Origin of the sequence: Schaalia meyeri, assembly GCF_900105015.1 — a bacterium.
Lineage (GTDB): Bacteria > Actinomycetota > Actinomycetes > Actinomycetales > Actinomycetaceae > Pauljensenia > Pauljensenia meyeri.
In genome coordinates this window covers 15,316-29,385 of sequence record NZ_FNLK01000008.1, presented here as the reverse complement: position 1 = coordinate 29,385, position 14,070 = coordinate 15,316, and the positions used below count along the sequence as shown (strand labels likewise).

Below are 14,070 nucleotides of genomic sequence, written 5' to 3'. Positions count from 1 at the left end.
CGTGGTGCCCTCAGTGAGGGGTGTGTTGGTGCTCGGGGTGCTGGTTGTGGGCGCGGGCTTGGCGAACCCTGCGACACCTGCGGACACGGTCGATGACCGCCCTGATGACGAACCCGATCGCGTACAGGCCGATCGCCCCGACGACGATGGTTGCGCCAGGCGACAGGTCGACGAAGTACGTCAGGGATAGTCCACATGTGCAGATTATGACGCCGATTGCCATCGCGATGCCCATCGTGGAACGGAATGATCGCGCTGCCAGCTGTGCGATCGCCACGGGAATCACCATCAGCGCGCTCACCAAAAGCGAGCCGACGACGCGCATCGCGACCGCGACGGTGAGGGCTGACAGGGCGGCAATGAGCAGCGACAGCGTACGCACCGGCAGGCCGGTCGAGCGGGCAAAGTCCTCGTCGTTCGTCACTGAAAAGAGCGCGGGTGCCAGCCCGAGGCCGAGCGCCACGATAGCGATCCCGAGGATCGTGATGAGGGTGATGTCGCTCCACCGCACGGTCGAGATTGACCCGAACAGGTAGGAGTTCAGCTGTGCGGATGTGCCGCCCGCCAGGCCGATGAGCAGGACGCCTCCGGCGATGCCCCCGTAAAAGAGCATGGCCAGTGCCGTGTCCCCGGAGGTGCGGCCGCTTTGGCGAACCAGCTCGATTGCGACGGCGCCGAGGAGTGAGACGACGATCGCTCCGGGAACCGCCCACGAGTTGGCGGGAGAGACGTTCGCAACGGCGCCGAGCAGCCAGCCCAGGGCGACACCGGTCAGCGAGATGTGTCCGATTCCGTCGCCGAGCATCGCGAGCCTGCGGTGCACCAGGTAGGTGCCGATGATCGGAGCCGTCAGGCCGACGATCAGAGCGGCGAGCAGGGAACGCTGCATCAGGGGAGAGGACAGGAGGGGGCTCAGCGCGTCAATCATGGTTCTCCGTCCAGATCCCACCGACGAGGCCGCGGTCTGCCCGCGCTGCCGGAGATTGCCCGGTGGGGTGGCAGTGATCGCCGCCCGCGTGGTGTTGCTGGCGATCCTCGGTGATGTGCGGTGGCCCATCGTAAGAGACGTGTCCGGCGCTGAGGTGCAGTTCTCGGTCGAGGAGGGGGCCCAGCTGGCCCAGCTCGTGCAGCACGATGATGATCGTGGTTCCGGCTTCCCGCGCGTCGGCGACGATGGAGGACAGCCTGGCGCGTGATGCGGCGTCGATGCCCGCCATCGGTTCGTCCATGATGAGCAGTTCGGGGGAGCGTACGAGAGCGCGAGCGATGAGGACGCGTTGGGCCTGCCCGCCCGAGAGGATGCTCATGGGGGTGCGGGCGCGGTGGGCCATGCCCACGCGCTCGAGCGCCTCCATGGCGCGAGCGGTGTCTCCGGGCAGCGCCCACAGGCGCGTCGGCCCGAGCAAGCCGGATCGTACGACCTCGATCGCGCTGGAACTGACCGCGCCGCCCGAGGAGACACGCTGGGGAACGTAGCCGATCTTCTTCCACGGGACGTGCCGCCGAGAGGCGATGGAGCGTCCGAAGAGCTGGGCGTCTCCGCTCGTGATGGGGGCGTTGCCCAGGAGCGCCTGTAACGTGGTGGATTTGCCCGAACCGTTGGAGCCGGTGATGGCGACGGTTTGGCCGGCGGTGATATCGAGCGTGATTCCGTGCAGGATCAGGTCCGTGTCCCACGCCACGTGCAGGTTATTGAGACGCACGACGGCGGTCGCCTCCGCGATGGAGACTCCCGCCGTCGAATCGACCTTCGCCGTCGTCACTGACACTTGAGCGCTTTCGTCAGTGCGTCAATGTTATCGTTCATGGTCGCTGCGTAATCCTTGGATGCGTCGGTCTGAGACTCGATGGGATCCAGGACGGCAGTCGTGATTCCTAGGTCGTCGGCAAGGGTCTGGGCAACCTTCGGGTCAATGAGGGCCTCGGTGAAGATGGTCGTCACGCCTCGTTCCTTGGCGATCTGGGCGATCTGCGCCAGGCGCGCCTGGGAGGGGGAAGAGTCGGGATCTAGGCCGGAGATTCCGACCTGGGTCAGGCCCGCTCGGTCGGCCAGGTAGCCGAATGCGGTGTGGGCGGTGACGAAGGTCTTCACCTGGCAGGAGGAGGTCTTGGACACGAGTGTATCCCCGAGGGCGGTCATCTGTTGGGCGAGGGCCTTCGCGTTTGCCTTATAGGCATCGGCGTGGGCGGCATCGGCTTCGGCGAGCTTGTCGCCCACCAGGGTCGCGGCGCTTGCCATGCGCACCGGGTCCAACCAGAAGTGAGGGTCCGTCGTCATGTCGTGATCGTGACCCGCATGGTCGTGCCCCTCGTGGTCGTGGTCATGTCCCTCGTGGTCGTGGGTATCGCCGGACTGTCCCTCCTCGTTTTCTGCCTCGGCGGGGTGGTTGGCGTCGGCGCCGGCTTCGACCAGCTTGGCGGCGGAAGAGACGTCAATGACGGTCTTGGGGCCCTGCTGCTCGATGGCTTCGTCAACCGCGCTCTGGAACCCCGCGAGGTAGACGACTGCGTCGGAGGAGGACAGGGCGCCAACCATCTTGGGGGAGAGCTCGAGGTCGTGCGGCTCCGCGCCGTCGGGGGTCAGCGAGGTGACGGTGACGTGCTCGCCACCGATCTGCTCGGTCAGGTACTTCAGGGGATAGAAGGAAGCCATGACGGCCAGGGTGCCGTCCGTGCCGGTGCCAGAGCTGCCTGTAGACGAGGCCGTGGAGGAGCATGCGGACAGGGCGAGCGCTGTGGTGGCCGCGCAGGCGGCGGCAAGGACTTTCTTTAACATGAGAATCTTTCTCATTGCGGCTGAGAATATTTGTCAAGTCATTCTGAGTGGGCGTCCCACGCGCCAGCGGGCGCTACCGGGCGCGCGCGGTCGATCCTCTCACGATTAAATCAGGGGAAAAGACGTAGTCAGCGTGCACCGGGGGAACGCCCGGTGTGGCCAACGCCTCGAAGAGGCCGCGCACCGCCGACGTGACGATTGCCTGCACGGGCTGATGGATCGTCGTCAGCGCCGGATCGAGGTGGCTGATCAGGAACGAATCGTCGAAACCGATCACGGAGATATCGTCGGGCACGGACAGCCCCATCGAGGAGATCGTGCGGACCGCGCCCAATGCCTGCAAGTCCGATCCGGCGATAATCGCGGTGGCGCCCCGCTCGATGAGCGCGTGCGTGCGGGCCGCCGCGGCCTCGTAGGTGTAGAAGGTTTCCTCGATGATGGGGGAGGGATCCCCGACAAGCTCGCTCATCACCTGAGTAAAGGCCTCGGCCTTGCGCAGCGCTGGGACGATGTGCGTGCGGCCCGTCAGCAGCGCGATGCGCGAATGACCGAGCTCGTGCAGGTGGGTAATGGCTGCGCGGATGCCCAGAGCGTCCCCCGTGGAAAAATCGGGCGCGGGGACCTCGGAGCGCGCGCCGTTGATCGTTGCGAAGGGGATGGCGCGCTGGGCGATATCCTTATACGGGCTCAGGTCCGCCAGGAGGTCAGCGTGTCTGCCCGAGACGAAAATGAGGCCGCTGATCCGGCGCTCGATGAGGGAGATGAGGTGGTCGACCTCGGAGGTGGCACCCGGGGTCTGGGAACAAATCAGCGAGATGCCCCCGGCTCGCGACACCTCCTCCTGAAGATGGTGCGTAAAGGTGGCGAAGATTGGGTTTGTCAGCTCGGGAACGATGATGCCGATCGTCGGCGTGTCGCTCGTGTGCTCGGGAGTCGGGCGGTCGTAGCCCAGCTCGTCGATGGCGGTGAGGACCCTGCGGCGCGTGTCGGCGGACACCTGGCCGACCCCGTTGAAAACGCGTGAAACTGTTGCGGTCGATACGCCGGCGTGAGATGCAATGTCTGCCATGCTCGTGCGATTCTTCGTCATCGACTCAGCTCTCCTTTGGATGCTCGCGCGCGACCGATTCCACGACAAATGTAACAGCTTGCACACAATTCGGAAAATTGTTGCAGAAACAAAATGAGGCGTTTACAGTGGCTCATGTAGCGGGTCGCTGATGGAGGCGACCGGCCCGATCAACACAGGAGTAACAATGCGACGTGGCATCGCAGCACTCGGCGTCTTCGTGGCGGCTACCGCCCTGGCCGCCTGCAACAACGGTACGACCCCCTCTTCCTCATCGTCCTCTGACGGCTCGCGCGAGGGCTCCGGGGCGACCCTGACGATCTGGGCGGACGACACCCGCTTCTCCCAGGTGCAGGAGCTCTCCAAGAGCTTCACCGCGTCCTCCGGGGTGGAGGTTTCCGTTGTACAAAAGTCCCAATCCGACATGGACACCGAGTTCACCACCCAGGTTCCCACCGGCAATGGTCCCGACCTGATCGTCATGGCACACGACAAGCTGGGTGCGCTGGTTTCTAACGGCGTCATTGCGCCGGTCGACCTGGGCGAGGCCAAGTCCCAGTTCTCCGACGTGGCCGTCAAGGGCGTGACCTACAACGGCCAGACCTACGGTGTTCCCTACGCCATCGAGTCCGTCGCCCTGGTGCGTAACAACGCGCTGACGAAGGACAGCCCCTCGAACTACGACGACATGATCTCCTCCGGCAAGGGCACGGGCGCCGAATACCCCTTCCTCGTCCAGATGGGCGAGAAGGGTGACGCCTACCACTTCTATGCGTTCCAGAACTCCTTCGGTGCGCCCGTCTTCAAGACCAACTCTGACGGCGAGTACACCTCCGAACTGGCCATGGGCGGCAGCGGCGGCACCGACTTCGCCAAGTGGCTGAAGGCTCAGGGCGACGCGGGCATCGTTTCCCCGTCGATCACCTCCGATATCGCCAAGCAGGCATTCCTTGACGGCAAGGCCGCCTACACGGTGACCGGCCCGTGGAACGTCGCGGCCTTCCGTGAGGCCGGCATGGACGTCTCCGTCCTGCCTGTCCCCGCCGCCGGCTCCGAGGCCGCGCAGCCCTTCGTCGGCGTCCAGATGTTCTACCAGAGCTCCAAGGCCGCCAACCCGATCGTCGCCAAGCAGTTCTTCTCCTTCCTGGCCACCCCCGAGGCGCAGACCAAGATGCAGGACCTGGGCGGACGTGCCTCCGCGATGCCATCCGTCGCCGAGGCCTCAAGCAAGCAGGACATCAAGGACTTCTCGAAGGTCGCTCAGTCCGGCGCTCTGACCCCCGCGATCCCCGCGATGGGTTCCGTGTGGAAGTTCTGGGGCCAGACCGAGGCCAACATCGTCACGGGCGCCGAGGCGCCCGACACCGGTTGGACCACGATGATCACCAACATCGAGAACTCAATCGGCTCCAAGTGAGCTGCCTCGCCGGGCGATAGCAGCCCGCGCGTGGCGCCTTGTCCGTACGAACGAGTAGCCCCACACCCGCCTTCCCGCGCGGCGGGCGGGTGTGGGGCATACTGATAGAGAGCGCCGAGGCTCGGCGCATCGGCACCGACGGTGCCCCCTGACCCGTCGCCCGGCGGGATCTGTCGCAATGACGCGCAAACGCGCACGTGTGGAGGACACAATGTCTGAACCCGCAAAGGCTGCGGAAAAGAAAAAAGAGGGCTACGCACCCTCGCACGCTCGTGAAGTGATGAGGCCAGGTTTTTTCATCAAACTGGCCCTGATGATGGCCATTGATGCCCTGGGGCTGTATGGCATCTTTACGGCGTACATGGTCAAGTCGTGGGCGGTGCTGGTCATTATGGCCCTGCTGCTCCTCGCGGTGAACTGGGTGTACTTCTCCAAGCGGATGATTCCCGCCAAGTACCTGGTTCCCGGCATGGTTTTCCTGCTCATCTACCAGGTTTTTGTCATGGGGTACACGGGCTACGTGTCCTTCACCAACTACGGGCAGGGCCACAACTCAACGAAGGATGACGCGATCGCGTCCATCCTGAAGGCATCCGAACAACGCGCGCCCGGTGCCGTGAACGTCCCGGCCGCGATCGTCCAGGAGGGTTCCGGGCTGGGGCTGGTCGTCGCCGACCCTGCGACGGGAACCCTCAAGGAAGGCAACGCCGACACGCCCCTGCGCGAGGTGAAGGGCACCGTGTCCGGCGGCATGATCTCCGAGGTCGACGGCTACACGATCCTGAAACTCAACGAGATCCTCAATCGTCAGAGCGAGGTCGCGAAGCTGACCGTTCCCGTCTCCTCCGACCCCAACGACGGGTACTACAAGAGCGACGACGGCTCCACCGCCTACCTGGCGAAGTCGACCTACAGCTACGACTCGGCGGCTGATACGCTGACCGACTCCGCGACCGGGACGGTCTACACCGCCGACAACAAGACGGGCGTGTTCGTCGATTCGGCCGGTAACCAGCTGAACCCGGGTTGGCGAGTCTTCATCGGCTTTGATAACTACCGCAACATGGTCACCAGTTCCGACCTGGCCGGCCCCTTCTTCAAGGCGCTCGTCTGGTCCTTCATCTTCGCGGTTCTCTCGGTCCTGTCGACCTTCGCCTTCGGTCTCATCCTGGCCTTGGTTTTCTCCGACAAGCGCATCAAGGGACGCAAGATCTACCAGTCGCTGATGATCCTGCCCTACGCCTTCCCCGCGTTCCTGGCCACCCTGGTCTGGCGGGGCATGTTGAACACGGACTTCGGCTTCATTAACAACGTCTTCCTGGGCGGGGCAAACATCCCGTGGCTGACGAACGGTCTGCTGGCCAAGGTCTCGATCCTGGGCGTCAACCTGTGGCTGGGCTTCCCCTACATGTTCCTCGTCTGCCTGGGCGCCCTGCAATCCCTGCCGGGCGACATCGAGGAGGCCGCAAAGATCGACGGCGCCTCCGGGTTGCGCACGGTGATGTCTATCAAGCTGCCTCTCGTTTTGCAGGCAACGGTCCCGCTTTTGATCGCGTCCTTCGCCTTCAACTTCAACAACTTCTCGCTCATCTACATGCTGACCGGCGGCGGCCCCAACTACCCGGGCCTGTCCGTCCCCGTGGGTGAGTCGGACATCCTGATCTCGATGGTGTACAAGATCGCCATCGACTCCGGTGCCCCGAACTACGGCCTGGCCTCGGCCATGTCCATCGTCATTTTCATCGTCGTGGGCGTGATCGCGTGGCTTGGCTTCCGCCAGACGAAGACCCTTGAGGAGCTGTGATGAGCGCTGCAACCGTGACGAAGAAAAAGAGCGGAACCACCCTCAAAGGGACGCGGTGGTGGAAAGAGGTCGGCTGGCGTCACATCGTCGCCATCCTGACCATCATCTACTGCCTGATCCCGCTGCTGTACGTCCTGTCCGTGTCCCTGAACCCGGGGGCGACGCTGACTGGCTCGAACTCGCTGTTCTCAAAGATCTCCTTCGAGAATTTCACATCCCTGGGCACCGGTAAGTACGCGATGTACTGGTCGTGGGTCCTCAACTCCCTGATCGTCTCCGCGGCCACCGCGATCGGCACCGTGCTGATGGGAGCTGCGGCCGCCTACGCCTTCAGCCGATTCCGCTTCAAGGGCCGCCGCGGTACCCTTACCGGCCTGCTGCTGGTGCAGATGTTCCCCCAGATGCTGGCCTTCGTCGCCCTGTTCCTGCTGCTCCTGGGCATCCAGGACATCTTCCCGGTGCTGGGTCTGAACTCGAAGCTGGGCCTCATCTGCGTCTACCTGGGCGGTGCGCTTGGGTCGAACACCTTCCTGCTGTACGGGTTCTTTAACTCGATCCCGCGCTCGCTGGACGAGGCAGCCATGATCGACGGTGCAACCCACGCGCAGACGTTCTGGACCATCATCATGCCCCTGGTGCGCCCCGTGCTGGCGGTCGTTGGCCTGCTGAGCTTCATCTCCTCGCTCGGTGACTTCGTCATCGCGAAGGTGGTCCTGCAGGACCAGAGCCAGTTCACGCTGGCGGTCGGCATGTACATGTGGGCGTCGGATTCGCGTACCGCGCCGTGGGGCATCTTCGCGGCCGGCTCCGTGATCGCCGCGATTCCCGTGATCCTGCTGTTCCAGTACCTGCAAAAGTACATCGTGTCCGGACTGACCTCCGGCGCGGTCAAGGAGTGAGCTGACCGGGCTCGCTCGTTAGACCAGCCCCGGCCTCGTCCCGTATCCCCGTGGGACGAGGCCGGGGCTTTTTGTGTGCGCGGGCGCGGGGTGCCCGGTGGCTTGGCGCAGGCGATGGTGTCCCTGGCGCTTTTGTGCTTGTGGGTGGGTGTCTCAAGCCGCCATGAGTGCGATCTGTGACTCAATAATGTAGAGATGCTTGACGAGTGTGTTGGTTCAGTGGTTAATTAGTCATGTAATGAACCGCTGAACGGAAAGGGGGAGTGCAGATGCCTCCAATGTTCGTTTCGGGGATACCGATCTACGTGCAGATCGCCAACGACATCCGCTCCCAGATCCTCCGGGGTGCACTTCGTGACGGAGACCAGCTCACGTCGACCACGGAATACGCCACGACCTACCGCATCAACCCAGCCACGGCCGGGAAGGCATTCGCCATCCTCGTTGACGAGGGATTGGTCGAAAAGCGTCGCGGCATTGGAATGTTCGTCGCGCAAGGAGCCCACGCCTCACTGGTCGAGAAGGGGCTCACGACCTACGTTGACGACACCCTCTACCCGGCCGTCGAGGCTGGCCTCGCCCTCGGCCTCGACATCGACTCCATCGCCGACCATGTTCGCGCCTACACCGCCAACCTTCGCACCAAGGAAGACTCATGATTACCTTCAACGCCATCAACCACGCCTATCCGGGAGAGGCGGAGCAAGCCCTCACCAATCTCTCCCTTCATTGTGGTGAATCCACCGTCACCGCGCTCGTGGGCCCTAACGGTTCGGGTAAGACCACCCTCATGCGGATTCTGGCAGGCCTGCTTCCACCCACCTCTGGAAGTGTGACCCTCAACGGAACGGACATGCGCCCCAACGACCTGCTCGGATACTCGGTCATGGCCTCCTCCGACAGGGACTTCGACAACTCCTCGGCGGCCGCACTGGTCGCCTACGCCTCTCTGCGCTCGACCTGGGATCAGAAGCTCTTCGACCACTACGCCCAGCGCTTCGGCTTCCAGATGAGGTGCCGTAAGAAGCTGCGCAAGGTCTCCTCGGGTCAGGCCGCCATCCTCACCGGCGCCGTTGCGCTGGCCTCGGGTGCCCCCATCACTATCCTCGACGAAATCCAGGCTCCCCTGGACGTGCCCACCCGCTACGCCTTCTACGAGGAGCTGCTCACCCTAGCCGCCGACGCCATGGAGGGGCGCCGTCCCCGGCGCACCTTCCTCATCTCCTCACACATGGTCTCCGAACTCGAAAACGTTGCCGAAGATGTCGTTGCGCTCAAGGGTGGACGCCTTCTCGCCCACGAGAGCGTCGAGACGTTCACCTCCCGCATTTGCTCCATCACCGGCAACGCCGCCGACGTGGAACGCTTCCTGGCCGACCACCCCACCATCGGCGTCATCACCTCGCGCACGCTTGGATCCGCCCGCGAGATTGTCGTAGACCTGCGCGACCACGGCGTCACCGACCGCGAGATCGACTCCCACTGCCTCACACTCGCGCCCTGTTCCTTCCAGGACGCCTTCGCCTACCTCATCCAGGAGAACGACCAATGAGCACCACAACCCCCGACCTCATCAAATCCTCCCCCTCGCCCCTGCGCGTCGGGCTCGTCGACTCGCGCTACACGGTGGTGCTCTACCTGCTGATCGTGACCTTCCAGTTCCTGGTCAACTTTGGTATACACTCCATCGTCTACTACTGGGACCCCAGCGTTGGCCAGCAGTACAACAGGGCTGCGCTCAACTCGGCAGCCGTCACAGGTATCTTCGTCTTCATCTGCGGGGTCCTCAGCTCGACCATCGACATGCGTGCCTCCACCCTGAGCGGCGGCTCGCGCCCCATACTCACTGCGGCGAGCTACGTGCACTCCATCATCATCATCGGTCTGGGATCCCTCATCTGGGGGCTTCTCATCGCCATCCATCCCCTGCTCTTCGTCGTGGGACGCGATTCCTTCCCCCTCGGCGTCGACTCGTGGCTCTTCGTCGTGCTCGCCTGGGTCGCCAGCGACGGAGCCGGACGTTTCATCGGAGGGCTCTCCCGCTGCATCGGCTCAACCTGGAAGAGGGCATTCGTGCTCATGGTCGCGATCCCGCTAGGCATCTGCGGCATCGGCGCGCCGATCACGTGGCTGGTCCTCAGTCTCGTTCACAAGAGTGGTTACCTGCCCCCGATGCACCCCGCCTTCTGGCTGCTCGGCCTCATCCCCTTGGCGGTCGTGGCCGCGGGTTGGCCCCTGACGGCCGCGGGCCACATCCGTCGCGTCGGCTGACGCTAGGCGATCCGGGAGGGAACGACACCGAACACACCCGGCCCCGGCCAGGTTCCCGATTCGCGTCGGGGCGGGCCGGGGCTCTTGTGCCCCTTTGGCCAAGCCGCGCGGGGTCCTCATCGGCGCGCGGGGTCTCGGCCCCCTGCGCGCGGGTAGTTTCGGCTAGTATCGATCGCAACACGACAGCCAGTCGTGCCCCTCGTATCAAGGAGTTACAAGTGGCTAAGGGACCCTCCCGCCTCGACAACGTCATCAGCCTGGCCAAGCGTCGCGGCTTCGTCTTCCCCTGCGGAGAAATCTACGGCGGCACCCGCTCCGCCTGGGATTACGGGCCGCTGGGCGTGGAGCTGAAGGAAAACATCAAGCGCGCCTGGTGGAACTACATGGTGCGCCGCCGCGCGGACGTCGTGGGCCTGGACTCTTCCGTCATCCTGCCGCGCGAAGTGTGGGTCGCCTCCGGTCACGTCAAAGCCTTTACAGACCCGCTCATTGAATGCCTCAACTGCCACAAGCGCTCCCGCGAGGACCAGCTCATCGAAGAACTGGCCGAGAAGAAGGGCGTGGAGGAAACCTCCCTGACCCTGGCCGACGTGGCGTGCCCGACCTGTGGCGTGCGCGGCCAGTGGACCGAGCCCCGCGCGTTCTCCGGCCTGCTCAAGACCTACCTGGGCCCCGTCGACGACGAGGCCGGCCTGCACTACCTGCGCCCCGAAACCGCGCAGGGCATCTTCGTCAACTACGCGAACGTCATGACGGCCGCGCGTAAGAAGCCGCCGTTTGGCATCGGCCAGATCGGCAAATCCTTCCGCAACGAGATCACGCCGGGCAACTTCATCTTCCGTACCCGCGAGTTCGAACAGATGGAGCTGGAGTTCTTCTGCGAGCCGGGCACGGACGAGGAATGGCACCAGTACTGGATCGACTACCGCAAAGCCTGGTACGTCGACCTGGGTATCGACCCGGAGAACCTGCGCGAGTACGAGCACCCGACCGAGAAGCTCTCCCACTACTCCAAGCGCACGGTCGACCTGGAGTACCGTTTCGGCTTCCAGGGCGGGCAGTGGGGCGAGCTTGAGGGCATCGCCAACCGTACCGACTACGACCTGTCCGTTCACGCGCAGTCCTCCGGCGCCAAGCTCGACTACTTCGACCCGAACACGAAGGAACGCTGGACCCCCTACGTCATCGAGCCCAGCGCCGGACTGACCCGCTCACTCATGGCTTTCCTGATCGAGGCCTACCACGAGGACGAGGCCCCCAACGCCAAGGGCGGCGTCGACAAGCGCGTCGTCCTCAAGCTGGACCCGCGACTGGCCCCCGTCAAGGCCGCCGTCCTTCCCCTGTCCCGCAAGCCCGAACTGACCGGCCCCGCCGCGCAGCTGGCCGACCAGCTGCGCGACCTGTGGAACGTCGACTACGACGATGCCGGGGCGGTCGGACGCCGCTACCGTCGCCAGGATGAGATCGGTACGCCGTATTGCATCACCTACGACTTCGATTCCACCAACGACTACGCGGTGACCATCCGCGAACGCGATTCGATGGAGCAGGTGCGCATCCCCCTTGAGGGCGTCAAATCCTACCTCGTCGAACGCCTGGGCTGCTGACTTGACCCAGGGCCCTTCGACCGTGGCGGCCCCGCTTGAAGTGGGGCCGCTGCGCCTGTGGACGCCCGTCGTCCTGGCCCCCATGGCCGGGGTGACGGACATTCCCTTCCGGCGGTTGTGCCGCATCATGGGAGAGTCGGGCCTGCCCGACGCCCTGCGGCCGACCGGCGTGCCCCGGTGGGCCGCCGAATCCGGCAGGGGAGCCCAGGCTTCGTCCCGCAAGACCCCCGCGGGAGGGGAGCCGCGACGCGTGGCGATCCCGCGCGTTGACGCCCCCGCGGGCCTGTACGTGACCGAGATGGTGACCAGCCGCGCCCTGGTCGAAGGCAACGAACGCACCCTGGACATGGTGCGCCCCGATCCCGCCGAGCGTGTCCGCTCGCTGCAGCTGTACGGCGTGGACCCCGCCGTCATGGCGCGCGCGGCCACCGTGCTCGTTGAACGCGACCTCACCGACCACGTTGACCTGAACTTCGGGTGCCCCGTCCCCAAGGTGACGAAGAAGGGCGGGGGAGCTGCCCTGCCGTGGAAGCGCGACCTTTTCACCGATCTCGTGGGCGCGGTCGTCCGCGCCTGCGAGCGGGTCGGCGAGCGAGTCGGTCGGCAGATCCCCGTCACCGTGAAGATCCGCATCGGCATCGACTCTGCGCACGAGACCGCCACCGACGCCGCGTTGACCGCCCAGCGGCTCGGCGCGGCAGCGCTGACGCTGCACGCGCGCACCCAGACCCAGCACTACGCGGGGAGAGCCCACTGGGAGGAGATCGCGCGGTTGACGGAGCTGCTCGACATTCCCGTCTTTGGCAACGGCGACGTCTTCGAGGCGGCGGATGCCCTGGCCATGCTGGAGCGTACCGGATGCGACGGGGTCAGCGTGGGGCGCGGGGCGCAGGGGCGGCCGTGGCTCTTTCGCGATATCGTCGCCGCCTACCACGGCGCGCCCATTCCGGACGGCCCCACGCTGGCCCAGGTGGTCAGCGTGATCGAGCGGCACGCGGCCTGGTGTGTCGTCGACCAGGGTGACGAGGCCCGCGCGTTGCGAGAGATGCGCAAACACATTGGCTGGTACCTGAGGGGTTTCGCCGTCGGCGGCGCCCAGCGCCACGCCCTGTCCATGGTCTCCACCCTGCAGGAGCTGCACGAACGCCTGGGGGAGCTGGACGCGGACCAGCCGTTTCCGCCCGCGGCGCGCGGTCCGCGCGGGCGAGCGGGCGGCGAGAAGACGCCCCACCTGCCCGATGGCTGGCTGGACCACCCCCACCTGACCGAGGCCGAGCGTTCTCGCCTGCACCTGGCAGAAGTCGGATACTAGAGCGAAGGAATCATGTCGCACCCATCAATGCCCGGCCCCGATCACGCGCCCGGAGTCGCAACCATCGGGCGAGCAGCAAAAACGGCAACGCTCGGCGGGCGCACCCAGGTGATCGTTCCCATCATTGGGGGCGCCGACGTATTGGCGAAACAGGTAGCTGCGCTGGCCGCGTGCCGCGCCGACATCGCCGAGTGGAGGGCCGATACGTTCCTGTCGTCGCTGGTCGGCCCCCGCTTCGTGGCGGCCGAGGACGTGGAAACCGACCTGGCGGGGATGGCCCGCTACGTCGCCGACGCCTCGCCCGTACCCGTGTTGGCGACCATCCGCACCTGGGCGGAGGGGGGAGAGGCGTACCTGGACGACGAACAGTATTGTGCGCTCGTGCGGGGAATCGCACCCCTGGCGGGCGGCGTCGACGTCGAGATTTTGCGCGACGGGGCTGGCGAACTCATCGACGATGCGCACGACGCCGGTGCACTGGTCGTCTCCTCCTTCCACGATTTCGAGGGGACTCCCGGCGACGAGCAGCTCGCAGAGGTGCTGGCGGCCATGAATTATGCTGGTGCCGACGTCCTGAAGTTCGCCTGCATGGCGCACAGTGCCACCGACGCCGCCCGTGTTCTGGCGGCGCAGGCATGGGCGCGCGAGGCCTATGACCGCCCCGTCATCGGCATCGCCATGGGATCCAGCGGTACACCCACGCGCCTTGTCGGCTCCGCACTGGGGAGCGCCGCGACCTTCGCGAGCCTGCCAGGCTGGGAGGGGATTGCCCCCGGGCAATTTACCGTGCCCCAGGCGCGAGCGGTCCTCGACGTGGTGGAAGGACCCCATGTCGAGGTGTAGCGGCGCGCGTGACGAGGGGGAGGGGCCTGTGCTCCGGCGCCTCCCCCTCGTCACGCGCGCCGCTACTTGGAG

At 65.3% G+C, this 14,070-nt stretch carries 13 protein-coding genes; 9 read left to right on the top strand and 4 right to left on the bottom strand.

What is annotated here, in order from left to right; all coding sequences use genetic code 11:
• Positions 1–10: 10 nt before the first annotated feature.
• The 4 genes from BLT68_RS03640 to BLT68_RS03625 form a co-directional block, all read right to left on the bottom strand.
• Positions 11–928 (bottom strand): metal ABC transporter permease, encoded by a 918-nt coding sequence (locus BLT68_RS03640; protein WP_074632872.1) that lies wholly within the window; start codon positions 926–928, stop codon positions 11–13.
• A complete protein-coding gene (locus tag BLT68_RS03635; protein ID WP_074632871.1) occupies positions 921–1,763 on the bottom strand; it encodes a metal ABC transporter ATP-binding protein in 843 nt (280 codons plus the stop codon). Before BLT68_RS03635 ends, BLT68_RS03640 begins: the two co-directional genes overlap by 8 nt.
• Positions 1,760–2,776 (bottom strand): metal ABC transporter substrate-binding protein, encoded by a 1,017-nt coding sequence (locus BLT68_RS03630; RefSeq protein WP_074632869.1) that lies wholly within the window; start codon positions 2,774–2,776, stop codon positions 1,760–1,762. The genes BLT68_RS03635 and BLT68_RS03630 overlap by 4 nt, the downstream gene beginning before the upstream one ends.
• Positions 2,777–2,849: 73 nt before the next feature.
• Entirely contained in the window at positions 2,850–3,866 is a 1,017-nt protein-coding gene (locus BLT68_RS03625; RefSeq protein ID WP_050695011.1) for a LacI family DNA-binding transcriptional regulator, read from the bottom strand.
• A gap of 166 nt (positions 3,867–4,032) precedes the next feature.
• Here BLT68_RS03625 and BLT68_RS03620 point away from each other — a divergent pair, with 166 nt between their 5' ends.
• From BLT68_RS03620 to BLT68_RS03580, 9 genes are all read left to right on the top strand, one after another.
• Positions 4,033–5,262: a sugar ABC transporter substrate-binding protein gene (locus BLT68_RS03620; protein ID WP_050695010.1), complete on the top strand. Its 1,230-nt coding sequence runs from the start codon at positions 4,033–4,035 to the stop codon at positions 5,260–5,262.
• A gap of 211 nt (positions 5,263–5,473) precedes the next feature.
• Positions 5,474–7,066 carry an ABC transporter permease subunit gene (locus BLT68_RS03615; RefSeq protein WP_050695009.1) on the top strand — a complete coding sequence of 531 codons (1,593 nt, stop codon included), beginning with the start codon at positions 5,474–5,476 and terminating at the stop codon, positions 7,064–7,066.
• A complete protein-coding gene (locus tag BLT68_RS03610) occupies positions 7,066–7,965 on the top strand; it encodes a sugar ABC transporter permease (protein WP_074632868.1) in 900 nt (299 codons plus the stop codon). The genes BLT68_RS03615 and BLT68_RS03610 overlap by 1 nt, the downstream gene beginning before the upstream one ends.
• Positions 7,966–8,234: 269 nt before the next feature.
• Complete coding sequence (locus tag BLT68_RS03605) at positions 8,235–8,624, top strand: GntR family transcriptional regulator (RefSeq protein WP_050695007.1); 390 nt, start codon at positions 8,235–8,237, stop codon at positions 8,622–8,624.
• Complete coding sequence (locus BLT68_RS03600) at positions 8,621–9,517, top strand: ATP-binding cassette domain-containing protein (protein WP_070778169.1); 897 nt, start codon at positions 8,621–8,623, stop codon at positions 9,515–9,517. Before BLT68_RS03605 ends, BLT68_RS03600 begins: the two co-directional genes overlap by 4 nt.
• Positions 9,514–10,236, top strand: coding sequence for a hypothetical protein (locus tag BLT68_RS03595; protein WP_074632866.1), 723 nt, complete (start codon positions 9,514–9,516; stop codon positions 10,234–10,236). Before BLT68_RS03600 ends, BLT68_RS03595 begins: the two co-directional genes overlap by 4 nt.
• A 218-nt stretch (positions 10,237–10,454) precedes the next feature.
• Positions 10,455–11,843, top strand: coding sequence for a glycine--tRNA ligase (locus tag BLT68_RS03590; RefSeq protein ID WP_074632865.1), 1,389 nt, complete (start codon positions 10,455–10,457; stop codon positions 11,841–11,843).
• Positions 11,844–11,925: 82 nt separating this feature from the next.
• Entirely contained in the window at positions 11,926–13,155 is a 1,230-nt protein-coding gene (dusB, locus tag BLT68_RS03585) for a tRNA dihydrouridine synthase DusB (RefSeq protein WP_074632966.1), read from the top strand.
• Positions 13,156–13,167: 12 nt separating this feature from the next.
• A complete protein-coding gene (locus BLT68_RS03580; RefSeq protein WP_074632863.1) occupies positions 13,168–13,998 on the top strand; it encodes a type I 3-dehydroquinate dehydratase in 831 nt (276 codons plus the stop codon).
• Positions 13,999–14,070: the final 72 nt, after the last annotated feature.